The 24,089-nt window shown below is 70.2% G+C and carries 13 protein-coding genes; 4 read left to right on the forward strand and 9 right to left on the reverse strand.

Annotated elements, in window-relative coordinates; genetic code table 11:
* Window positions 1-13 precede the first annotated feature (13 nt).
* From ACH4D5_RS19665 to ACH4D5_RS19675, 3 genes are read right to left on the reverse strand one after another with little or no spacing between them, the layout of a single operon-like run.
* Window positions 14-7,264, reverse strand: coding sequence for an amino acid adenylation domain-containing protein (locus ACH4D5_RS19665; RefSeq protein WP_398303920.1), 7,251 nt, complete (start codon window positions 7,262-7,264; stop codon window positions 14-16).
* A gap of 8 nt (window positions 7,265-7,272) precedes the next feature.
* A complete protein-coding gene (locus tag ACH4D5_RS19670) occupies window positions 7,273-7,617 on the reverse strand; it encodes a phosphopantetheine-binding protein (RefSeq protein ID WP_398303922.1) in 345 nt (114 codons plus the stop codon).
* Window positions 7,614-7,817: an MbtH family protein gene (locus ACH4D5_RS19675; RefSeq protein ID WP_398303923.1), complete on the reverse strand. Its 204-nt coding sequence runs from the start codon at window positions 7,815-7,817 to the stop codon at window positions 7,614-7,616. The genes ACH4D5_RS19670 and ACH4D5_RS19675 overlap by 4 nt, the downstream gene beginning before the upstream one ends.
* Window positions 7,818-8,147: 330 nt before the next feature.
* Between ACH4D5_RS19675 and ACH4D5_RS19680 the strand changes: the two genes are divergently transcribed.
* Together ACH4D5_RS19680 and ACH4D5_RS19685 are read left to right on the forward strand one after the other, a co-directional pair.
* Window positions 8,148-9,086, forward strand: a complete 939-nt coding sequence (locus ACH4D5_RS19680; protein ID WP_398303925.1) for a hypothetical protein — start codon at window positions 8,148-8,150, stop codon at window positions 9,084-9,086.
* A complete protein-coding gene (locus tag ACH4D5_RS19685; RefSeq protein WP_398303927.1) occupies window positions 9,080-10,078 on the forward strand; it encodes a hypothetical protein in 999 nt (332 codons plus the stop codon). Before ACH4D5_RS19680 ends, ACH4D5_RS19685 begins: the two co-directional genes overlap by 7 nt.
* 111 nt (window positions 10,079-10,189) lie before the next feature.
* Here the strand turns inward: ACH4D5_RS19685 and ACH4D5_RS19690 are convergent, their stop codons facing one another.
* The 4 genes from ACH4D5_RS19690 to ACH4D5_RS19705 form a co-directional block, all read right to left on the reverse strand.
* A complete protein-coding gene (locus tag ACH4D5_RS19690) occupies window positions 10,190-14,728 on the reverse strand; it encodes an amino acid adenylation domain-containing protein (RefSeq protein WP_398303929.1) in 4,539 nt (1,512 codons plus the stop codon).
* Between the two features lie 300 nt (window positions 14,729-15,028).
* A complete protein-coding gene (locus tag ACH4D5_RS19695) occupies window positions 15,029-16,411 on the reverse strand; it encodes an MFS transporter (protein WP_398303931.1) in 1,383 nt (460 codons plus the stop codon).
* A complete protein-coding gene (locus tag ACH4D5_RS19700; protein WP_398303933.1) occupies window positions 16,411-17,028 on the reverse strand; it encodes an ArsR/SmtB family transcription factor in 618 nt (205 codons plus the stop codon). Before ACH4D5_RS19700 ends, ACH4D5_RS19695 begins: the two co-directional genes overlap by 1 nt.
* An 88-nt stretch (window positions 17,029-17,116) precedes the next feature.
* Window positions 17,117-18,040: an RNA polymerase sigma-70 factor gene (locus tag ACH4D5_RS19705; protein WP_398303935.1), complete on the reverse strand. Its 924-nt coding sequence runs from the start codon at window positions 18,038-18,040 to the stop codon at window positions 17,117-17,119.
* 198 nt (window positions 18,041-18,238) lie between these two features.
* Here ACH4D5_RS19705 and ACH4D5_RS19710 point away from each other — a divergent pair, with 198 nt between their 5' ends.
* Window positions 18,239-18,724 carry a carboxymuconolactone decarboxylase family protein gene (locus tag ACH4D5_RS19710; protein ID WP_398303937.1) on the forward strand — a complete coding sequence of 162 codons (486 nt, stop codon included), beginning with the start codon at window positions 18,239-18,241 and terminating at the stop codon, window positions 18,722-18,724.
* A 91-nt stretch (window positions 18,725-18,815) separates the two neighbouring features.
* Here the strand turns inward: ACH4D5_RS19710 and ACH4D5_RS19715 are convergent, their stop codons facing one another.
* On the reverse strand, window positions 18,816-20,279 hold the full coding sequence (locus ACH4D5_RS19715) for an endo-1,4-beta-xylanase (protein WP_398303939.1): 1,464 nt from the start codon (window positions 20,277-20,279) through the stop codon (window positions 18,816-18,818).
* 53 nt (window positions 20,280-20,332) lie between these two features.
* Window positions 20,333-22,168 carry a glycoside hydrolase family 9 protein gene (locus ACH4D5_RS19720; RefSeq protein ID WP_398303941.1) on the reverse strand — a complete coding sequence of 612 codons (1,836 nt, stop codon included), beginning with the start codon at window positions 22,166-22,168 and terminating at the stop codon, window positions 20,333-20,335.
* Window positions 22,169-22,559: 391 nt separating this feature from the next.
* On the opposite strand from ACH4D5_RS19720, the gene ACH4D5_RS19725 reads away from it, so the two are divergent.
* Window positions 22,560-24,029, forward strand: a complete 1,470-nt coding sequence (locus ACH4D5_RS19725) for a non-reducing end alpha-L-arabinofuranosidase family hydrolase (RefSeq protein ID WP_398303943.1) — start codon at window positions 22,560-22,562, stop codon at window positions 24,027-24,029.
* Window positions 24,030-24,089 lie beyond the last annotated feature (60 nt).

Consider the following 24,089-nt stretch of genomic DNA (forward strand, 5'->3'; position numbering starts at 1 on the left):
TCCGAGAGGGACATCAGGACGCCGCCACGGCACGGGCCACGACGTCGGTGTTGGGGGCCTTCACGGCCGCGTAGTGGTCGCCGGTGAGAGAGAGGGCAGTCGTATCGCCCGTGCACAGCCGCAGCCACTGCCGGCCGGCCGCTGCGGCCTGCTCGTCCTCGGCCGCGTCGCCGGCGCTGAAGATCAGGGTGCGGCCGGGATAGGGCAGGGGCCGGAAGCCCCTGAGCGCCCGCCAGTTCGCACGGAAGACTTCGAACAGACGCAGCTCCTCACCCGTGGTGGCGTCCGCCGGGACGAGTTGCGCGGCGCGCATCCGCGCCACCAGCTCCTGGCGCCGTGCTGCCGACGGCATCGCCGTCAGCGTCTCCGCGTCGACGGCCAAGTCGACCTCGTGCAGCCGGTCGAGGAAGGAGAGATAGGCCGCGATGACGTCCGGTTCCTCCTCGCCGGGCCGGGTCGCGGTCGGCGGGTGTGGCAGGAGCGCGGGCGGCAGGGCCGGGTCGAGCAGAGCGAGCAGCTCGACCTCCTCACCCCTCTCGGCGCACTGCCGGGCCATCTCGTACGCCACCAGACCGCCGAACGACCAGCCGGCCAGCCGCAACGGCCCCTCGGGCTGGGCCTCCCTGGCGACCGCGAGGTGGCCCGCGGCGATGTCGGCGACGCTGGTGAGCGGTTCCTCGCCCGGCTCGACGCCGATCGACTGCAACCCGAGGACCGGGCCGTCGCCGGGCAGGGACCGTGCCAGGTCGAGATAGCAGAACGCGGTGCCTCCGACGGGCGCGACACAGAACGTGGGGCGTCCGGTGCCGAGTCGCAGCGGGAGCAAGGTCCGCGGCTGCCGGGGGCGCTGGGCGACGAGGGAGGCGGCCTGGGCCGCCACGGTCGGGGCCTCCAGCAGGCTGGCCATCGGCAGGCTGATCCCCAGCTCCTTTCTGATCATCGAGATGAGGCGCACACCGAGCAGGGAGTTCCCGCCGGCCTCGAAGAAGTCGTCCTCGACACCGATGCCGGTGGTCCGCAGGATCCGCTCCCAGATGTGCAGCAGCTCCAGTTCCGTCCGGCTGCGGGGGGCCGACTGCGGGCCGGCCGGCACCGCGGCAGGTGCGGGCAGCGCCGCCTGGTCGAGCTTTCCGTTGTGGGAGAGGGGGAAGGCGTCCATGAGGACGACGGAACTCGGCACCAGCGCCTGGGGAAGCCGCTCCTGGCACCAGCCGCGGAGGTCCGCGACGAGCACCTCGGTGTGCGGCACCACGTACGCCAGCAGCCGTTTCCCGCCGCCGGAACCGTCCACCACCACGACGGCGTCGCGGACCGCGGGGTGCTCGACCAGGACCGTCTCGATCTGGCCCGGTTCGATGCGTACGCCGTGCAGCTTCACCTGCCGGTCGATGCGGCCAAGGAACTCGATGACGCCGTCCGGCCCCATCCTCGCCAGGTCGCCGGTCCGGTACATGCGCTCGCCCGGCAGGCCCAGCGGCGCGGGAACGAACCGGTCCGCGGTCAGCGCGGGGGCGCCGCGGTACCCGCGCCCCATCAGATCGCCGGCCAGACAGAGCTCACCCGTCGCGCCCGTCGGCACCGGATTGAGGTCGCGGTCGCACACGAGAGCCCAACTGCGGCCGATGGGGCGGCCGATGGGCACCGTGGTCCGTCCGTCGTCCGACCGGCACTCCCAGGCGGTGGCGATGATCGCGGTCTCGGCCGGGCCGTAGTGGTTGTGGAGCCGGACCCCCGGCAGCTCCCGCATCGTCCGCTGCCGCAGCTCGACCGGCAGCGCCTCGCCGGCGGGCACGATGTGGCGCAGACCGGCGCACTTGCCCGCCACCCCGGGCGTGTCCAGGAAGATCGAGAGCACCGAGGGCACGGGGTGGATCACCGTGACCCGCTGGTCGGCCACCAGGTCGGCGAGATAGTGCGTGTCCCGGTGACCGCCGGGCCGCGCCAGCACGAGCCGGCTGCCCACGGTCAGCGGCCTGAAGATCTCCCACAGCGATACGTCGAAGCTGATCGGGACCATCTGCAGCACCGCGTCGTCGGGTCCGAGCGGGATGCGCCGCTGCCCCCACTCCAGCGTGTTGACCAGCCCACGGTGGGTGTTCTCCACGCCCTTGGGACGTCCCGTCGATCCGGAGGTGTAGATCACGTACGCGAGCCGGTCGCCTTCGCAACCGTTGCCCGGCACGTTGGAGTCCGCCGCGTGGGCCAGCGGGCCGGGATCGGCGTCCAGACAGACGGCCGGTATCCGGATGTCGCCGAGTTCGGGCAGCCACGCCTCCTCGGTGACCAGCGCGTCGGGCCCGGCTTGGGCCAGCAACGCGCGTCGCCACTGGAGTGGGTATTCCGGATCGACGGGGAGGATGGCGCCACCGGCCTTGAGGACGGCCAGATAGGCGACGGCGAGGTCGACGGAGCGCTCCAGGTGGACGGCGACGACCGCTTCGGCGCCGACACCGGTGGCGATCAGGCGACGTGCGAGCCGGTTCGCGCGGGCGTTCAGCTCGCGGTAGGTCAGTTCGTCCTCGCCGCAGACCACCGCGAGCGCGTGCGGTGTGCGGTCGGCCTGGCGTTCCACGAGTCCGTGGACGGACGGCTCCTCGTCAGCGGCGGTGACGGGCGCGCCCGCCCGCTCGCCGAGCGCCACGGTCGACTCCGGCCCATAGGCCACGGAGTGGTACGCCGGAGGCGTCAGCACCTGGTCGGTGTCACCGTCCGGGTCGGCCGCCATCGCTTCCAGGACCGCGCGGTACAGGGAGCCCAGCATGGCCTGGGCGTGCGGACCCGCGTCTCCCGGTCGGCTGTACACCGTGAGCTGGCCGGTCTGGGCGACGGCCATCAGCCGGAACTCGTTCGGGCTCTCGTCGACGACGGCGTCGTCGTCGATGAGGTCCCAGTCGAGGACATGGAAGTCCAGGTAGACGAAAGCGACATCGATCATGCGGGCATGGCGGCTGCCCTCCTGGATCTCGCCGAGCGGATACCGGCGGTGCGGCCACATCTCGATCTCCGTGTCGCGCACCTGCTGGACCAGCTCCCGCCAGGTCCGGGCGCCACGGCGGAAGGGGAAGGGCACCGTGTTGACGTACAGGCCCGCGACCCGGTCCGCGCCCTCGGCCTCGGGCCGGGTGTCGCACACCAGGCCGGTGGAGAACGCCTCTTCTGTGGTGATCATGCTCATCACCGAGAGATGGGCCGCCAGCATCACGTTCTTCAGCGACGCGTCCGCCGTACGGGCCAGCTTGGCCAAGTCGTCCAGCAGATCGTCGTACGGCGTGACCAGCTGCTTCACGGGTCCCGAGCCGCCGCCCCACGCGGAGGGCAGCTCCAGCTTGGCGTGGTGCGCCACGACGTCGCGCCAGTAGTCGGCGTGCGCAGGGTCCTGGAGGTCCTTCCGCTCCAGGGCGATGAAGTCGGCGTACCGGATCTGGGGCAGGGGCTGGGGCGTGTACTCCGTGCCGTCGTGCAGGGCGTGGTACCGGCCGAACACCTCGGAGAGAAGCACGTGGAAGCTCCAGCCCTCGAGGATGGGATGGAACTCCGTGAAGGTCACCCACCACTGGTCCTCGCACATGTGGGTGAAGTACCGGAACAGCGGCGCCGTGCTCAGGTCGAACCGGCGGTCGCGCTCGGCCGCCATGTAGGAGCGCACCTCGTCCCGCTGCGCCGGTGGCGACAGCCGACGGACGTCCGCGAACCCGACGGGCAGGTACGCCTCGCTGTGCACGAGCTGGAGCGGTTCGCTGTAGGTCGCGAGGTCCATCGTGGTGCGCAGGGCCTCGTGCCGGGCGACGGTGGCGTCGATGGCCGCCTGGAAGAGGTCGTGGCGGTAGGGGCGGCCGTCACGGACCAGATAGCAGGTGACGTTGTGGTAGTTGCCCTCGTTGCCCGAGGACTCCATTTCGAGGATCATCCCGAGCTGGATGCGGGACAGCGGGTACGCGTCCGTCACCCCGTCGGGTATGCGCGCCCGGTCGGCCGGGTCGAGCATCGCGAACGGCTGCACCACGGGCGCGTCGACACTGTCCGCGGAGCGGGGGCCCAGGATCCGGGCGAAGGCCTCGACGGTGCGGTGCTCGAAGACGTCCCGCACGGTGACGCGGTACCCCTCCCTGCGCAGGGCGCCCACCACGGCCACCGCGCGCACGGAATCCCCGCCGATGACGAAGAAGTTGTCGCGGACTCCGAAGTCGCCGGTGCCGAGCACCTCGCGCCACACCGCCGCGATCTCCGCCTCGGCGTCGGAGCGGGGTGCCACGAGGTCGCTGCTGATGCCGCGGGACTGCCGGTCGGGCGCAGGCAGCGCATCGGTGTCGATCTTCCCGACGTCGGTCAGCGGGAGCGCGTCCAGGACGACGATCGCGGACGGCACCATGTACTCGGGCAGCCGCTCGCCGACGAAGGCGCGGAGGGCGGCCTGGCCGGGGGAGTCCTTACCGGCCGCCGGCACCACGTAACCGACCAGCTCGGGCCTGCCGCCGTCGGTCTGCCGCGCCACCACGACGGCGGTCCGCACACCGGGATGCGCGGCCATGGCGCTCTCCACCTCGGCCGGCTCCACCCGGTAGCCGCGGATCTTGACCTGCTTGTCCACGCGGCCCACGAAGTCCACGTCGCCGCCGGGCCGCAGGGCCACGAGGTCGCCGGTGCGGTACAGCCGTGCGCCCGGCTCCGCGGAGAACGGGTCGGGCAGGTACTTCTCCGCCGTGAGGTGGGGCTTGCCCAGATAGCCGCGGGTGACTCCGGCCCCGCCGATGTAGACCTCGCCGACGACACCGAAGGGCACGGGGCGCATGTGCGCGTCCAGGACGTACATCGTGGTGTTGGGCATGGCCGTGCCGATCGAGACGAGCTCCGTGTCGACGGGCCGTTCGAGGCGGCAGCCGCTGTTGCCGACCGTGATCTCGGTGGGGCCGTATTCGGCGGCGACACTGCCCGGACCGGCGTCGGCCAGCCAGCTGTTGGCCAGCGTGCCGGTGAAGCGGTCGCCCGCCGCGATGACGAGGCCTGCGAGTGCTCGGCGCTGCTCCGGATCGAGCTGTTCCGCGAGGAGTTCGAGGTGTCCCGGTGCCATTTTCACGAAGCTCAGCGGCCCGCACGCGAGGAGGCGCGCACCCAGCTCCGCGGGTTCGCCGTCGGGCAGCAGGTGGACCGGGCGGCCCCGCAGGAGCGAGGTGTAGAGGTTCGGGACACCCAGGTCGAAGGCCGCGGAGGAGAACAGCGCGGTTCCGCCCGGCGCCTGCAGATAGGTGTCGACCGTCCACCACAGGTAGTTCATCAGCCCGTGGTGCGTGACCATGACTCCCTTGGGCAGCCCGGTCGTTCCCGAGGTGTAGATGAGGTACGCGAGAGCGTCGGGGGCGAAGGGAAGGCCCGGATCGTCGCTCGGCTGCACGCCGATGAGCCGGGCGTCGCGGTCGACCAGGACGACGGTGAGCCCGTCCAGGCCGTCGGCCAGGGCGTCGGCGCCGGGCTCGTCGGTCACCACGACCCGGGCACCGGCATCGCTCAGGATGTAGCCGCGCCGTGTCGCGGAGTCGCCGGGGTCCAGCGGGGCGTAGGCGGCGCCGGCCTTGAGGACCGCGAGGAGCGCGACGACGAGGTCGGCGTTCCTCGGCAGATGGACGGCGACGACGGAGCCGGATTCGACACCGCGGCTGCGCAGGTGCTGGGCGAGACGGTTCGCTGCGGCGTCCAGTTCGCCGAAGGTCAGGGAAGTGTCACCGGCCAGGACGGCCGGCGCGTCCGGCGCGAGCCGGGCCTGTTCGGCGATGAACTCGTGCAGCGCTCCCCGGGGCCGGTCGGCGGTGCCGCCGTCCGCCGCGTCGAGCAGTTCGCCCAGCTCCTGTTCGGTGATGTACGGGAGATCGGACAGCGGCGTGCCGGGGCTGCTGGTCGCGCTCCGCAGGAGCTCGAAGAAGTTGCCGACGAACCGTTCCACGGTGTCCGGGTCGAAAAGCGCTGTCGAGTACTCCAGAGCACCGGACATGGTGCCGTCGGCCGCGGAGTCGATCTGCAGGGTCAGGTCCAGCTTGGAGCTCTCGCTGAGGGGCGTCACGCGGGTGGCCTCGACCCCTGCGAGCGCGATCCCCTCCGGGTCTCCGTTCCCGTAGCTGAACATCACCTGCGCCAGCGGCGGCGTGGAGAGGTCGCGGTCCGGCGCCAGCTCGTTGACGAGGACGTCGAACGGGATCTGCGCGTGCTCCACCGCGTCGAGGAACCGCGACTTGTTGCGGCGCAGGAGATCGGCGAAGGCGGGGCCGTCGGACCAGCCGGTGCGGATGACGACCGTGTTGACGAAGCAGCCGATCAGCTCCTGCGTCGCCTGCTCGTCCCGGCCGGCCATGGGCACGCCCACGGCGATGTCCCGCTGGCCGGTGTAGCGGCTCAGGAGCATCTGGAAGGCCGTCAGGAGCACGAGGAACGGAGTGGTGCCGTGCTCCGCCGCGGCTGCCCGGACGGCCTCCGCGACGGCCGGCGGGACGGTGATCGGGAGTGAGGCGCCCGCGGAGGACCGCACCGCCTGGCGCGGGCGGTCCGTCGGCAGCTCCAGGGGCGTGACACCGGAGAGCTGCCGCTTCCAGAACGCGAGGGACTCCGCCAGCGTGCCGTCGAGAAGGCGTGTGCGCTGCCACTCGGAGTAGTCGGCGTACTGCATCGGCAGGGGCGGGAATTCCACGCTGCCGTCGCCCGTCTCGGCCCGGTAGGCCAGCGCCAGGTCCCGCCAGAGGATCGGCTCGGACCAGGCGTCGAAGGCGATGTGATGGATCGACACCACGAGGTAGTGGTCGTCCGCTGCCAGCGTGACCAGGCCCGCACGCGCCACCAGGCCCTCGGCCAGGGACATCGGGGAGCGGGCCAGCCGCCGCACCGCTTCCTGCGCGCGGCTCTCCCGCAGCTCGACGGCCTCATCGCGGAGGTCACTGTGGACGAAGGTGTTCTCCGGACCGCCGGTCACCTCCTGCACCGGCTCTTCCCGCTCCATGCGGTAGCGGGTCCGCAGCACCTCGTGGCGTTCCAGGACCCGCGCCCAGGCCCGCCGCAGGGCCGGGGCGTCGACCGCACCGCGCAGCCGCAGCACCATGGGCACGTGGTACTCGCCGCTGTCCGGGTTGATCGAGTCGAGGAACCAGAGCCGGCGCTGGCTGGGCGACAGGGGCACGCGATCGCCGCGGCCGGTCAGGGGTGTGGTGGGGGCCGCCGCTGTCGCGGTGCCTTCGAGGCGGCTTCTCAGGATGTCGTCTCGGAGGGCCTGAATGTTCTCGGCCATGCCTGTCCTCACTTCTCACGCGTCGTCAGTGCGACGACCTCGGCGTCCGAGAGGCCGGAAACGTCACTTCGGATCTCGGCTTCGACCACCCGCGCCAGCTCTCGGACGGTCGGGAACTCGAAGATGGTCCGCAGGGACAACTGGGCCCGGTAGCGGGCCGAGACACGGGCGACGACCTTGGCGGCCAGGATGGACGTGCCGCCGATGCGGAAGAAGTCGCGTGTGACGTCCACGGGGTCGTCCGTGGCGAGCACGTCCTGGAAGATTCCGCCGATGACCTTCTCGATGTCGGTGGCAGGCGCGCTCGGTTGTGCCTGCTCCTCCGTGACCGACACGCTGTTCCCGTTCGTCACGCGGGCGCTCCTTCCATACGCTTCCGCAGGCTGAGCGGACGCATGTCGGTCCATACCTCGGAGATGTGGGAGAGGCACGATTCCCGGCTTCCACTGAAGCCGGCGTCGTCCCAACCGGGCGGCAGCGGTCGATGGGACCACCAAATCGAGTACTGCTCTTCGTGGTTGACCACCACGGTGAACTTTTCCTCAATGGGCATGGCCACTCCATGAATTTCTGAGCGAGAAGCGGGAAGGCCCCGCATTGTTCGCGGGGAGTCGAACCATTCGGTGGAGAAGTTAGCTTCCGGGCGAGGCGGATCACCATCCACCACCGGGCTGAACTGGTTGAAAAGTTCATCTTCGTGGAGGAGGCGCAACCACTGTGATCTGCGCATACGTCGTGCCGGGGCGGATGAAGGAAAGCCTCCGGGAGGGCGCTGCCGTGTGCGGCATCGGGCGGGTCGAGCCTATATTCCAGGCGCCAGTCGAGGCGCGACTGCGAACTGGTGGCAGTCAGTGATCGAACTCCCCTCCAGGATGGAGCAAAGATGACGGACGAGACGATGAAGGGGCTCGGGGAGAGGGTTCCGGCCAGCCTTCCGGATGAGCTGCGCAACCACGGTCTCCTGGTCAACACGGCCACCGGACTGTACGGATGGGGTGCGGAACTCGAATCAATCTATTCAGGCCTGACGAAGGCGCTGTCCGTGGAAGTGACGGAAATGGGGCCCACCGAACTCCATTTCCCGCCCGTCATTCCGCGTGCCGTGTTCGAGAAGAGCGAATACGTGGCCTCGTTCCCCCAACTCTTCGGTGCGGTACACGCGTTCCAGGGCGACGAGTGCGCACACGAGAGCCTGGAGCGGGCCGTCACGACGGGCGAGGACTGGAGTGGGCATACGCGACTGACCGACTTCGTGCTGGCTCCGGCCGTGTGCTACTCCGTGTACCCCCTGTTCGGCGGGACCGTGGTGGCAGAGGGCCGGACGGTGGACGCGAGCGGATTCTGCTTCCGGCACGAGCCGTCGACCGAACCAGGACGCCTGGTGTCGTTCCGGCTGCGCGAGTTCGTGCGGATCGGAAGTCCGGCCGAGGCCTCCGCCTGGTTCAGCCAGTGGTACGAGCGAGCGTCCGCCTTCGTGCGGCGGCTCGGCCTCAAGGTGGAGGTCGAGGCCGCGTCGGACCCGTTCTTCGGGACGAGCGGCCAGGTCATGGCCGAGAACCAGCGGGAGGAGGGGATGAAGGCCGAGGTGGTCGTCCCGATCGGCGATCACCCTGTCGCGGTCGCGTCGATCAACTACCACCGTGATCACTTCGGGCGGATCTTCGACATCCGCTCGGCGGACGGGGAGCCGGTCCACAGCGCCTGTGTCGGCTTCGGCCTGGAACGGCTCGCCTTCGCGCTCGTGTCCGCCCACGGCCCACGCCCCGCCGAATGGCCCGACGACGTACGCGAGTTGTTGTGGAACGGGCGAAGGGCATGGTGACCAGCCCGTCCCCCGACGCCGTCACCGAGCCCGTCCTGGCCCGCAACGCTCTCGCCATGAGGGACGACAGGGCGCTCTGCGCACTGGACGTCAGGCTCGACTACTTCGAGGTCCAGGCACGGACCGGGCGCGGGCGCGGACGGCTCCCCGTGGTGACGGTCAAGCAGGTCGAGTCCCTCAACGGCGACTACCGCCAGTACCTCGGCCTGACGTCGCACCAGGGGTCGGCGGCCTTCATCGGCGGAGGGCCGGCCCGCCTGCGGTCCGGCAGCTCCTTAGCGGGCATCGGGCCCGAGGAGCGCCGGGAGCTGCTGGCCGCACTGGTCGCCGAGGCCGTCGACCGTGCGGCGCAGACGTCCGACGCGGTCCTGTCCCCGTTCCTGACCTCCACCGACCTGCCGGCGTACCTGGACGCCGCGCCGTCGGCCGCCCTCCGTGAGCACGGTGTCTGGTGCACCCTGGAGATCGGCGGGGCCACCGGCATGGAGGAGTTTCTGCAGCGCCTTCCGGCGAAGCGCCGACGGCACTGGATCCGGGACATCCGCGAAGCCGAGGAACTCGGCCTTGAGCACGACGTCGTGCCCTTCTCGGACGAGGTCGTCGCGGAGGCCGCCGCGGGCATCGCCAGTGTCTCGCAGCGCAACGACATGAACGAATCCCCCGACGTCGTCAGGTGGCGGATCGGCAACTACCGCCGGCGCCCGGGGAAGCACTTCTTCGTCCGCACCCGGTGGCAGGGGAGGGTGATCGCGCACATGCTGTGCCGGATGTTCGACGACACCATGGACGCACACACCCTGGGAATCCTCGACACACCGGGCCTCGACCGCGGAGCGGTCTACCACTTCGGCTGTCTGCTGGGCCCGTTGCGGGCAGCCATCGAGCGCGGGGCACACCGGCTGGAGCTCGGCATCGGGCATGACTCACCGAAACTCCGCCGGGGGTGCACGGGCGAAGCCGTCCACTTCGCCGATCTGCTGCCCGCGCGATAGCCGGAAACGTGGTGGGGCCGGCCGGGACTTGTGTCCCGGCCGGCCCCACACGTTTTGGGAGGAGGCGCCCCCGCGAATACCGCGCACGGGGGGCGCCTCCTCCCGGCTTCCCTACAGCATCGTCCGGAGCGCGGCCGCCGGCCCGGAGGCGTGCGACTCCAGCAACTCGAGCGCCACCACCACACGGTCGGCAAGCGTCCGGACCCACGCCGGGTCAAGTCCGCCCTCGTGGAAGGCGAACCGGAGCGCGACCGGCCGGCCGTCCTCCACCAGGAGGGTGAGCGAGAGCGGGTAGTGCACCTCCTCGTACCCCAGCGCCCGCCGGAACGTCAGGGCGGAGCTCCCGTCCGACATGTCCTCGACGACGAAGAGGGTGTCGAAGGGCTCGCCCTGCGCGTCCGACACGCTCCGCTGGAGGTCGGCCAGGGAGTGATGACCGTGGCGCACGGAGTCGCTCAGCTGGTCCCTGAGACCGGCCAGCGCCGCGGACACCGTCTCCGCATCGGCCGGATCCCAGACGACCGGCACGGTGTTCATCACCAGCCCCACGACGCGGTCGATCTTCGCGAGGTCCCAGGTACGCCCGTCGACCACGCAGCCCACCATGACGTCGTCCCGGCCGACGGCCGCCGACACCGTGACGGCCCACGCCGCGAGAGTGGCGACGGCAGGCGTCACACCGTGCCCGCTCACCAGCCGCTGGAAGTGCGTCCTGGTGGCCGCCGACAGATCGACGGTGAGCAGCCGCTCCTCGCCCCCGGCGGCCCGGCCGGACGAGTCGAGATAGCAGGCACGGCTGTCCGCGAGCCGGCCCGTCCAGTACGTGCGGGCCGCGTGCTGCCGCTCCGGGTCGCTCAGCCACTCCACGAAACGGCGGTACGGCACCGGCGCCGGCAGCTCTTCTCCGCCGCCCGTCAGCGCCGCGTACAGCAGGCTCGCCTCCTCGGTCAGCACACCGACGCTCCAGCCGTCGATCCATAGGTGGTGGCAGTTGAGCACCACCTTCAGCCGGCCCTCACCGGTGCGCGCCACCGTCACCAGCGGGCGCCAGTCCCGGGCCGGGTCGCTCGCCGTGTCGATGAGGTCCTCCGACCAGTCGGCGATCGCGACGTCCACCGACTCCACCGGGTGCACCACCTGGACCGGCCGGTCCAGGCCCTGCCAGTGCGCGCTGCTCCGCAGCACCGGGTGGCGTCGGACCAGCTCGCGCCACACCTCGACCACCACGGACTCGTCGAGGCCGGGAGCACAGTCGATGAGGTGGCACCCTCCGTAGCCGCCGCCCATGAGGCTGTGCAGCAGCATTCCGCTCTGCAGGGGCGTGAGGTCGTACACGTCGTCCGCGGGACCGGTCTCCTTGAGGATCGCGTCCAGCTGCTCCCGTGTGACGGATGCCAGCGGGAAGTCCGACGGGACCCGTGCCGTGCGTGCCCCCGCCCCCCGCCGGACCAGAAGCTCGACGGCGCTCAGGCAGCGCCGCGCGACCGACTCGATCGTCGGCCGTGTGTGCAGCGTGGGGGCGTAGAGCCAGCGGAAGGTGAGCCGGTCGTCGATGACCTCGACTTCGAGCTCGATGTCATGGCTGCGCTCCTGGCGGGCCGAGCGCTCCTCGCCGGCGGCGCCCAGCGCCGCGCTGAAGTTCTCCGCCTGGAACTGGGTCTCCAGATGGCCCGAGTAATTGAACATGATCCGGCCCGGGTTGGCCGGAGCGGCCTCGATGTCGCACCCCAGCCGGTCTGAAGGCCCGGTGGCGAGCGCGTGTTGCACACGGTGCACCGCGTCGCGCAGCCCGGGGTCGCTCTCCGCGTCCAGGGTGAAAGAACCGAGCGTCACTCGGTGCACTCCCGCGAACCAGCCCACCGCCTCGGAGCGGTCGGGGCCGGGAACGCGGCTGTCCCGACCGTGCCGTTCCACGTCGAAGGAGACAGCCGGCACGTCGTGGGCCGAACTCAGCGCGTCGGTGAGCGCCGTCAGGAGCACCGCCTCCACAGGGCTGCTGTAGTCGCTCGGCGTCACCCGCAGCAGATGTCTGGTGGTGGACGCCGGCAGCCGCATGTCGACGCACGCGACTCCGCCCACGGTGTTGGCGCCGTCCGCGATGTCCCGAGGCAGGGACACCGGCTCGGACCGCGTGTCCTGCCCGCCTCCGGTCAGTGCGGCCTCGCGCGGGCGTACGGCGGCCAGCGCGCTCGCCCACTGGGAGAAGACGTAAGAGTCCTCGGCCAGTCCGGGCTCACGCCCGGCGACGAGGTTCGTGTAGGCGACGTCGAGATCACGCACGATCGTCGGCCACGAGAAGGTGTCGACCGCGAGGTGGTGGACGGCGATCAGCAGCAGGCTCGGGCGTCCGGCGCCGGAGATCAGCGCGGCGCGCAGCACCTGTCCGCTCTCGATGTCGAGAGAGCGCTGCAACTCGGTGGCGACGTCCTGGAGCCCGCGGTCGCCATCGGCGTCCTGGTCGAGGAAGACTTCGGTCAGCAGCTCGAAGCCGGGCGGTGCCTCGCCGGCCTCCTGTTGCCACCGGCCGTCGACGAGCGTGAAGCGCAGCCGGAGTGCGTCGTGGGCGTCGACCAGTGCCTCGAGAGCCGACTCCAGTGCGAAGACCTCGGGTTCGCCCTGCCACTCCAGGAGGATCGACTGGTTGTTGTGGTCCTGGTCCACCGGCTCGCGATCGAAGAACCACTGCTGGATCGGTGTCGGGGGCAGCGGCCCGCTGACGTCGAGCGCGGCCTCGGCCACCGTGTCCGAGCGCACCACCGACGACGCCAGGTCGTGCAGCGTCGGACAGCGGAAGACATCGGTGAGGCTCAGCTCGTAACCCTGCTCGCGCAGCTTCGACGCGAGGCGGACAGTGGAGATCGAGTCGCCGCCGAGCTCGAAGAAGTTCGCATCGGGCGCCACCGAGGTGACGCCGAGGACGGACTTCCACGCCTCGCGCAGCACGTCTTCGACGCTTTCCGTCCCCGGTCCTTCGGTGGTGTCGTCGGGTTCCGGGTCCTGCCGCGCGAGTGCGGAGCGGTCGACCTTCCCGTTCGCGTCGAGCGGTATCGCGTCGACAGTGGCGTACTGCCGCGGGACGGCGTAGGCCGGTACCTGTTCGGACAGCCACGGGACAAGGCCCTCCGGTACGGCCCCGTCGACGACGAGGTAGGCCTTGAGCACGAGCGGCGCATCGGGGTCGGCGCGGTGGCCCACGACGGCCGCGTCATGGATGTCCGGGTGCCGCCGGAGTGCCGACTCGGTCTCGCCGGGTTCCACGCGGTAGCCGCGAATCTTCAGCTGGCGGTCCGACCTGCCGAGGAAGACCACGTTGCCCTGGCCGTCCCGGGTCGCCCGGTCTCCGGTGCGGTACATCCTGGCCCCGGGCTCGGGGGAGTAGGGGTCTGGAACGAACTTCTCCCCGGTCAGCTCAGGCCGGCCCAGGTAGCCGCGGGCACAGCACACCCCGCCGATGAAGATCTCGCCCTCCGCGCCCTCGGGAACCAACTGGAAATCGTCGTCCAGGACGTACATGGAGGTGTTCTCGATCGGCTTGCCGATCGGGATGGTCGCCCTGGAGAAGCCGGGCGGGATCATGAAGAAGGCATTGGCCACCGAGGCCTCCGTCGGCCCGTACTCGTTCAGCACGGGTGTCGTGGTGTCCAGTGCGCGCCAACGCTGCAGCGACTGCACCGGGAAGAGGTCCGCCCCCACGGCGAGAAGCCCCGCAAGGCTCCGCGCCCCGTCCGCATCGGTCATCGAGGTGATCAGGTCGAGCTGACCGGGTGTCAGTTTGATGAAACCGTAGGGGCCGCTGGACAGCACCTCGGAGATCTGCGCAGGCAGGTCCTGGTCGTCGGGGACGAGCCGCACCGGCTGGCCGCACCACAGGGGCGCGTAGATGTTGGGCACCACCATGTCGAAGCCGACCGAGGAGAAGAGCGGAGCGCCGTCGGTGCCGAGCGTGGTGTAGGTCTCGACGGCCCAGTCCAGGTAGTTCGCCACCCCGTGGTGCGGGCACTGCACGCCCTTGGGCCGGCCACTCGATCCGGAGGTGTAGATGACGTAGGCCAGTTGCTCCGGCCTGACCTCTTCGGCCAGGTCGCTCCGTTCGGCCGGGCTCGCGGTCGCGACCGACTCCAGCAGCTCGTCGACGCACAGGGCCGTCGAGTCGGCGAACTCCTCGGCGTCACGGTTGGTGGCGTCCGTGAGGACGACCGTGGGCCGCGCGTCCTCCACGATGTGCCGCCGCCGTTGAACCGGGTCACCGGGCGACAGAGGGACATAGGCCCCACCGGCCTTCATGACCGCGAGGAAGCTGACCAGCAACTCCACGGACCGCGGCAGGCATACGACGACCAGGGACTCGGCCCTGACGCCGTGGGCGCGCAGTTGGCGTGCCAGGACGTTCGCCCGGGTGTTGAGTTCCTCGTACGTCAGGGTCAGACCCCGGGCGCGTACCGCGATGCTGTGCGGAACGCGCGAGGCCTGGGCCTCGAACCCGCCATGGATCGTCTTGGCCCGGATGACCCGGCGCGGGGCCCATCCCGAGAGGAGGCCCTGGGGTGCCGGGGCCCCGTGAGCACCGGCCTCCGCCGAGGGGGTGGCCACCGCCGTGCCGGGCCCGGCCGATAGAACCAGAGATGTCGACTCGCTGGACTCCGTCATCATTTCTCCAAGCTTTGACCGGCCGAAATCTGACTCAATCCCGCGTTCGCGCAGCCCGGCCGGCGCCGGGTGCGGGAAGCTGCCGCGGCGGACGCGTGGAATATAGGTGTCGACGAGTCGGCGCCGCACTCGCGAGTGGCCTCGCACAAGCGCTGCGGACCTCTGCGGGTGTGGGCATGTCCGCTGATCAGCGCCGCTCTGTCTCCTCCCGGGGGAGGAAGTTCCCATTCGGTTCCACCCGGTGGGGGACAGGGACCGCGCGTGCGCCGGCGGGCCGCGTCACACGGGGCGAAACCCCGGTCTCTAGGACGTTGACGATGCGGGCTCCGCCGGGGTCGCGTGGGGGGTCTGCCCGGCCCGCCCCTTGCCGCGATGGCGGTCCATCTCCCGCCATTCCGGGCGCAGGCCCGTGAGGTTGGTCGTCAGGAAATACACGGCGCCCGCGGCCAACAGCGCGGGGGTGAGGCCCACGCCCGCCACGACGGCGCCCGCGAGCAGACCGCCCAGGGGAATCCCGGCCCACGTGATGGCGTCGCCGATGCCTTGAGCTCGGCCCATCATGTCGGGCGGGATGCGTTCGTACGTGACGGCACCGATGATCGGGTTGATGAAGCCGCCCCCCAGGCCACCCATACCGATCACCATCGCCACGCACCACAAGGGCGCGTCCGTCGTCAGGATGAGGAACCGCGGCGCGCCCGTGACGAGCCAGCCGAGGAAGAACACCGGCCGGCGCCGCAGCCGATGGGCCACCGCCGCAGCGACGAGGCTGCCGACGGTCGCCGTGACGCTGAACGATGCCAGCACCAGTCCGATCGTGCCGGGGCCGTAACCCGACTCCGAGGCCCAGACCGGAACGAGCACGGCCACATATGCGGCGTCCAGCAGATTCGTGATGCCGAGCATGGTGTAGAGGGCGAGCAGTATCGGTTGCCGGCGCAGGAACGCGAAGCCCTGGCGCAGGCTGTGCCAGTAGCCGTCCCGCGCATCATGGGTTCCCGCAGCCTCCGCTGGCTTTTCGGCTTCCGCTGTTTCTTCGGCTTCTCGCGTGCCCTCCCCAGCAGGGTGCTTCTGCGGTTGCCCCATACCGCCGGGCAGCGCGACGGCGATGATCAGCGAACCCAGCGCGAAGCAGGCGGCGTTGACGCCCAACCCGACCATGGGGCCCACCAGCCCCACCAGCGTGCCACCGGCGGCAGGCCCCACGGTTCCTGCCAGGCGATCGAACACGCCCTGGAGTCCCGTCGCCCGCTCCAGCGGCACCCGGCTGCGTTCGGCCGCCTCCGGGATCATGACGTCCTTCGCGAGATCCCCGGGGCTGCGGACCGTGCCGATGACGGCCACCAGGGCCAGCAACACGCCGAAGGACAGCAGGCCTTCGGTGTGCAAGAGGGGGATCAGGAGGGCGGCGGCCGCGCTGACGACATCCGCGATCCAGGAGATCCGGCGGGGCCCTGCCCGGTCGACCAGTGGGCCTGCGAAGGCCTTGACCACCACATAGGGCGCCATCTCACAGAACGCGACCAGACCGGTCTGCGTGGCGCTGCCGGTCGTCACGAGCACGAACCACGGAATGGCGATGGCCGAGATCCTGGTGCCGCTGTGCGCGACCAGCAGCGCCGCGAGTACTCCTGCGAGCGGCCTTAACCGGCCCCGGTCGGTCTCCGCTGTCTTCTCGTACCGCATCAGCCCACCTCGTGCGAGGGTATGTCGGCTTCCGGCAGGACTTGGAAGTTCACCCAGACCCGCTCGGTGGCTTCGGGTTCCTCGTCAGCCGCAGCGCGCGGGTAGCGGTCGATCACCGCCAGGATCTCGGTACGCAACTCCTGGGCCTGTGCGGGGGTGAGCCGGAGCGTGGCGTCGCTCATGTCGAAGACTTCCCGCCACGGCCGGGGCAGGGTCTGCAAGCCGTTGAGCCCTTGCTGGGTGCGCAGGACGTGCGCGTTGTGCACCGACCGCAGGTAGGCAAGCGCCGCCTCCGGTTCCCGCTCGGCGAGGTCCTCGTGGTTGAAGCGCGTCAGCTGGTGGACCGAACGCCACCACCGTTCCCGCGCGTTCCCTCTTCCGGTGTCCTCGGCCACGAAGCCGGCCGCGGCGAGCTGCCGCAAGTGGTAGCTCGCTGTACCGGAATTCACGTCCAGCCGCTCCGCGAGGCGGGTGGCCGTCGACGGGCCGTGCTTGCGCAGCAGCCCGACCAACTGCACGCGCACCGGATGCGCCAGGGCGCGCAGCCCCTTGGCATCCAGGACCACTGAATCGTCTTCCTCGTTCGGGCCGTTCGGCCTCTCCACTGCATCAGCCATGACCCTCACGGTATTCCACGAAGAACTCTTCGCAAAGAGTTCTTCGCAAAGAATCCTCTGCGAAGAGTTCTCTGGGGTTCGGGTCGGCTCAGCGGCCCACTGCGGTCACCCGGCTGATACGTGACAGCTTCTCGGGGTTGCGGACGGCGTAGAGCCCGGCGATGAGGCCGCCTTCGAGGTGTACCGCCAGGACGGTGTCGGTTTCGCCGCCCGTGCGCAGGATCAGTGCGGGGTGGCCGTTGACCTGTGCCGGCTGCAAGGTCGCGGACGTGAGCCTGCACAACACGTCGGCCACCGCTTCGGCTCCCACGACGGGCTCCAGCGCAGCCCGTACGACTCCGCCGCCGTCGGTCAGCAGCACCACGTCCGGAGCGATCACGTCGAGCAGGCGCCGCAAGTCCCCCGTTTCGACGGCCCGTTGGAAAGCCGCGAGCACACTGCGTGTCTGATCAGGGGAGACGACCTCGCGCGGCCGGCGTGCCGCGACGTGGGCCCGTGCGCGGTGGGCGATCTGCCGGACCGCGGCGGGGGTCTTTGCGACGGCCTGTGCGATGTCGTCGTACCCGAGGTCGAAGACGTCGCGCAGCACGAACACGGCCCGCTCGGTCGGCGTGAGCGTCTCCAGCACGAGCAGCATCGCCATGGAGACGCTGTCGGCCAGCTCGATGTCCTCGGCGACATCGGGCGCGGTCAGCAGGAGTTCGGGCAGCCAGGGTCCGACGTAGGACTCCTTGCGCCGACGCAGCGTACGCAGCCGGGTCAACGCCTGGCGCGTGGTGATGCGAACCAGGAAGGCGCGCGGGTCCCGCACCGTGTCGTGGTCGACGTCCGCCCAGCGCAGCCAGGTCTCCTGAAGGACGTCCTCCGCGTCGGCGGCAGAGCCGAGCATCTCGTAGGCGACGGTGAACAGCAGATTGCGGTGGGCGACGAACGCCTCGGTGGCGGAGTCCGCCTCATCGGCGTGAGGGCTGTGCCCCGTCACGCCGGTCGCTCGCTCGGTGTCCTCGTCCATCGTGGCTCCCGCCTGTCGCGTCTCTTGCCCCTGTCGCGCACAAGACGCCGCCCGCCACGCCCCTGTGACACCGAACCCTGGTGGCCCTCATCACACAGCCGGACCGTCACAACCCCACGGCGACCGGCGCCTTATGGGCGTCAGGACGCCGCGCGGACGATCCGCGCGGCACACGCTTCCACAAGCGAGGACGTTGTGATGGAACCCCGTATGAACCTGTTCGCCCACGAGATCGGCGCCAAGATCGGGAAGCGGATCTTCGCCGTCAGCCAGGTGATCCAGGAGTCGCCGCTGCCCAAGCCGACCCAGGAGCTGGTGCAGCTGCGCGCCAGCCAGATCAACGGCTGTGGCTTCTGCGTCGACATCCACACCAAGGACGCCGCGGCCGCCGGTGAGGCCTCGGCCCGGCTGAACCTGGTCGCCGCCTGGCGCCACTCCACCGTGTTCACCGAGGCCGAGCGGGCCGCGCTGGCCCTCACCGAGGAGGGCACACGCATCATCGACGGCTACGAGGGTGTCTCCGACGAGACCTGGGCCCGAGTGCGTAAGCACTACGACGACGACCAGGCCATCGCCCTGGTCTCCCTGATCGCCATGATCAACGCGACCAACCGGCTCGGCGTGATCCTCAACAACCAGGGCGGCACCTACGAGCCCGGCAACCTCGCCACCATCGCCGTCTGACCAGCCCCGACGCCGCCGGACGCGGCTGCGGCCGCAACGCAACCGCAGCCGCCGCCACCGGACGACACGACAGCTTGATCAGCCGGGTCCCTCAGGTGAGGGTCCAGCGTTGGTTGCTGCCGTTCGAGCAGGAGTAGAGCTGGATCAGGGTGCCGTTGGCGGTGCCGGCCCCGGTGGCGTCGAGGCAGCGGCCGGACTGGACGCCGACGATGGTTCCGTCGGAGTTGATACGCCACTTCTGGTTGTCGCCACCCCAGCAGCTGTAGATCTGCACCTTGGTGCCGTTGGCGGTGCCGGCGGCGTCCAGGCACTTGTCGCCGTGGATCCTGAGCTCACCCGCGGCGGTGCGGGTCCACTGTTGATTGGTGCCGTTGTGGCAGTCCCACAGCTGGAGCTGGGTGCCGTCGGTGGTGCCGGTGCCGGGCACGTCAAGGCAGCGGCCGGAACCGGCGCCCTTGATCTGTCCGGCATCACCGGGGGGTGTGGGGGAGGCGGCGTTGAGTGCGTTGAGGACGGCGGTGTACGCGGGCTTCTTGCTGCCGTCACCGTTGAAAAGGAGCGGCGAGTGCTCCGGCCGCCAGGAGTCGGTGTCGCGCACACCCCACACGGTGATGCCGAGGCAGCGCGGGACGGCCAGGCAGTCGTTGGTCACGGCGGCATAGGTCGAGGCCGGGGCGCCCTGGATGTCGAGTTCGGTGATGGCCACGTCGACGCCGAGGGCGGCGAACTGCTGGAGTGTGGTGCGGAAGTTGCTGTTGTACGGGCTGCCGCTGTTGAAGTGCGACTGGAAGCCGACGCAGTCGATCGGTACGCCGCGCTGCTTGAAGTCCCGGACCATGGAGTACATGGCCTGGGTCTTGGCCCAGGTCCAGTTCTCGACGTTGTAGTCGTTGTAGCAGAGCTTGGCGGCCGGGTCGGCGGCGCGCGCGGTGCGGAAGGCGACCTCGATCCAGTCGTTGCCGGTGCGCTGCAGGTTGGAGTCGCGCCGGGCGCCCGAACTGCCGTCGGCGAAGGCCTCGTTCACGACGTCCCACTGGGCGATCTTGCCCTTGTAGTGGGACATCACGCCGTTGATGTGGTCGACCATCGCCTGGCGCAGGGAGCTGCCGCTGAGGCTCTGCATCCAGCCGGGCTGCTGGGAGTGCCAGGCCAGGGTGTGGCCGCGCACCTGCTTGCCGTTCCGCACCGCCCAGTCGTAGACGCGGTCACCGGCGGTGAAGTCGAACCGGCCCCGCTGGGGTTCGGTGGCGTCGATCTTCATCTCGTTCTCGGCCGTCACCGAGTTGAACTCGCGGCCCGCGATCGTCGTGTACGCCGAGTCGCCCAGCCTGCCCGAGGCGATGGCGGTGCCGAAGTAGCGGCCGCTCTGCGCCGCCGCGGCGCCGAGCGTGCTCTCGGCCGCACTCTCGGCGGCGTGTGCGGCCGGCGGCGCGACCGGCGAGGCGACCGCGCCGAGGACGCCGACGATCAGCGCTATGAGGAGACCGCCGAACCTCCGGCGGACGGCGGGTGCGGGCGCAGCAGACGCAGGTGGGGGAATGGCATGCGAAGACATGACTGTGCCTCCAAGGTAGACATCACGGAAGGACTGAAGAGCAGCGGGACGCGTCACGGCCGCTCGGCGGCGTACGCGGCGAGCCAGGCAAGTGGGGCGTTCCAGTTGACCGCCACCTCGTTGGTGGAGTACGAGCCGATGTCGTCGATGTAGCAGGCGGCGGGCGCGCAGCCGGCCAACTTCTCCTGCGCCACCGGGTCCTGGAGCGCGCTGTTCGGCCCGCCCGCCAGGGACCCCGCCGGAGGATGGGGCAACGAGGCATCCGCCTGGTGTGCCCAGAAGCGGTGATGCTGGTTGCGCGAGGACGTCTCGCCGTAACCGGATACGTAGGACTGGCCGATGGCGTTGCGGCCCAGCAGGTAGTCCATCGCCTCGAGCGCGCCGGCGCGGTAGCGCCGCTTGCCGGTCAACTCCCCGGCGACGGCCAGGACGATCGCGTCGTTGGCGACCTCACCGTTGGAGCCCCAGAAGTAGCCGTCCGCAGGGACGGGCACCGCGTAGCCGTGGCCGGCCATCCTGGACAGATAGCCGTCGGCGGCGGAGGTCACCGACGAGCGGACGCGGGCCAGGTCCGCGGTGGGCAGTCCGTTGGGGACCGTGGCCAGGGTGAGCCGGCCGAGCGCCGCTGTGTCCGCCCAGCCGAATCCGTAGGCAGAGAAGTCAGTTGGGGAGGTGTGCCAGGACGACTCGGTGATCGCGTCCCGGTAACGGCTGTCGCCGGTCGTGGCGTACAGCTCGGCGGCCGCCCAGTAGAACTCGTCGGTGACTTTGGTGTCGCCGTAGGCTCCGCCGCCCGTGCTGTCCGAATCCGGCGCGTACAGGGCCGGGTTGGCCCGGGCCGCCGTCCACGCCCGGCGAGCGGCCCACAGACAGCGGTCGGCGAACGCGGCGTCGTAGGGCCGGAAGACGCGGGCGCACTGTGCCGCGGCCGCCGCGAGGTTCAGGGTCGCCGCCGTGGACGGACGGTGCAGCTCGCGGGGCTGGGCGTCCTCTTCGGGGCGGGTCGGTATGCCGGTCCACTCCGCGTCGTGGATTTTGTGGAACGCCATGCCCGCGTACGGCTTGTTCCGCGGCACCTGCATCCGCATCAGGAAGTCGAGCTCCCATCGCGCCTCGTCCAGGACGTCGGGTACGCCGTTGTCCCGCTCGGGGACCCGCAGGGTCGAGTCGCCGAGTGCCGCGTCCTTGCCCGCCCGCTCGGCACGCTCGAAGGAGTTGACCACCAGCCAGGTGGAAAGGCCGCCGTTCACCACGTACTTGCCGTGGTCGCCGGCGTCGTACCAGCCGCCCCTGACGTCCCGCTTGTAGTCGCACACGGTGGCCTGGCACGGAACGGAGGTGTCGCCCTTGTTGGGCGCGACACCGAGGTGTCCGGCCGGGCGCGCGTAGGCGGAGCCCACCAGGGAGGCGTCGATGGGGATGCCGCTGCGCTGGTGGTAGAAGAACGCCATCGCGTCGGAGCGCAGAGCGTCGTACAGGTTCGCGCGGATGTCGAAGGGCACGCTGCCGCTGCCGTCCACCGCCAGGACATACCCCGAGCCGGACCCTCGGTACGAAGAGAAGTCGGCCACCTGAACGGACTGCCCGGACGGGGCGTCCGCGCCGCGCGGGACCGTCGCACCGGAGGCGACCACCCTTCCGGACGCGTCGCGCAACTGCCAGGCGAGCGACTGTGTCGCCGTGGTGACCACGGTGGCGCGCTTGGGTCCGTCCGGCAGATAGCCGACCTGGTTGACGCGTACGGCCGTGGTCGCGGTCGCCGTGGAGGGGACGGCTGCCGCTGCGGGCGCGGTCAGGAGGCCCCCGACGAGGAGGGAACTCGTCAGCAGGGTGGCGGCGACGCGTCTGGGTCTGCGTAACGAAGTGGCGAGGGTGGGGGCGGGGGACATGAGCGGCTCCGGTGTTGGGAGGAGGGGGGATGGGGGGAGGGGGCGCGGCGCCGGAGACTGGGAGCGCTCCCAGTCGAAATATCGAACCACGGTCGGTACGTCGGAGATTCGAGGCGGACAGTAATGAGGTGCGGGACGGTCGTCAACAGGTGCGGATGCATAGGGAAGTTGACGGTGTGACGGCCAGGGCCTGACCTGCCTGGTCATGAACTTCCGAAAGTTTTCCGGTCGGCCCGGCATGCTGATCGAGCCCGAAAGGGGGCTCCTGCTTGGGGGAGAACCGCTGTTTGCGGACAGCTCGGTGACAGGTCTTGACCGAGAGGACCCACCTACCTAGCTTGTGGCGTCAGTTGATTCGAGAGTTTTCCGAAAGTTTTCGGGAGGTCTTCCGATGTCGCTCCGCCATCCGCCCATGACCCACCTGAGACGCTTACTCGCCGTTCTGGCGCCCTTGCTGCTCGCCGCCACGTTCCTCGGTGCCCCGCCCGCCGCCGCGGCGCCGACCGTCGACACCAACGCCTGGTATGTGCTGCTCAACCGCAACAGCGGCAAGGCCTTGGACGTCCACAATCTGGCGACCCATGACGGCGCGCGCATCACCCAGTGGGCCAGGAACGACCAGAACCAGCAGCAGTGGCAGTTCGTCGACTCCGGTGACGGCAACTACCGCATCAAGTCCCGCCACTCCGGCAAGGTGCTGGACGTCTCCAACCGGTCCACCGCCAACGGCGGCTCCATCGTCCAGTGGGCCGACTCGAACAGCACCAACCAGCAGTGGCGCCTTGCCGAGAGCTCGGACGGCTACGTGCGGTTCATCGCGCGCCACAGCGGCAAGGCCCTCGAAGTGCAGGGCGCCTCCACCGCCGACAACGCGAACATCGTCCAGTACGACGACTGGGGCGGCGCCAACCAGCAGTGGCAGCTCGTCAAGGTCGGCAGCGGCAACCCCGGCCCGTGCGACCTTCCGTCGACATACCGCTGGAGCTCCACGGGCGCGCTGGCGCAGCCCAAGCCGGGGTGGGTCTCGCTCAAGGACTTCACCGTCGTCCCGTACAACGGCAAGCAGCTCGTCTACGCGACGACGCACGACACGGGGACGCGTTGGGGTTCGATGAACTTCGGCCTGTTCACCAACTGGTCGGAAATGGGCTCGGCCAGTCAGAACGCGATGTCGACGTCCACCGTCGCGCCCACGCTCTTCTACTTCGCGCCGAAGAACATCTGGGTGCTCGCCTACCAGTGGGGCGGGACCTCCTTCTCCTACCGGACGTCGAGCGACCCCACCAACCCGAACGGCTGGTCGTCCGAGCAGGTGCTCTTCTCCGGAAGCATCCCCGGCTCCGGCACCGGACCCATCGACCAGACGCTCATCGGTGACGGGACGAACATGTACCTGTTCTTCGCCGGTGACAACGGCAAGATCTACCGGGCCAGTATGCCGATCGGGAACTTCCCGGGCAGCTTCGGCGCGACCTCGACGGTCGTCATGAGCGATACGACGAACAACCTGTTCGAAGCCCCGCAGGTCTACAAGCTCCAGGGCCAGAACCGCTACCTCATGATCGTCGAGGCGATCGGCTCGCAGGGCCGCTACTTCCGCTCGTTCACGGCCACGAGTCTGAACGGCACATGGACGCCCCAGGCCGCGACCGAGAGCAATCCCTTCGCCGGCAAGGCCAACAGCGGCGCCACGTGGACCAACGACATCAGCCACGGCGAACTGCTCCGCACCGGCGCCGACCAGACCATGACCGTCGACCCCTGCAACCTGCAACTGCTCTACCAGGGACGCAACCCCAACTCCGGCGGCGACTACGGCCTCCTGCCCTACCGCCCGGGCCTGCTGACCCTGCGCCGCTGACGGCCTGAGCCACGCCGGCACCGGTACGGAGCAGGCGTGGCGGGCCCGGCGGTACAGTCC

The organism is Streptomyces sp. NPDC018029 (genome assembly GCF_044327655.1).
Taxonomy (GTDB): Bacteria; Actinomycetota; Actinomycetes; order Streptomycetales; family Streptomycetaceae; genus Streptomyces.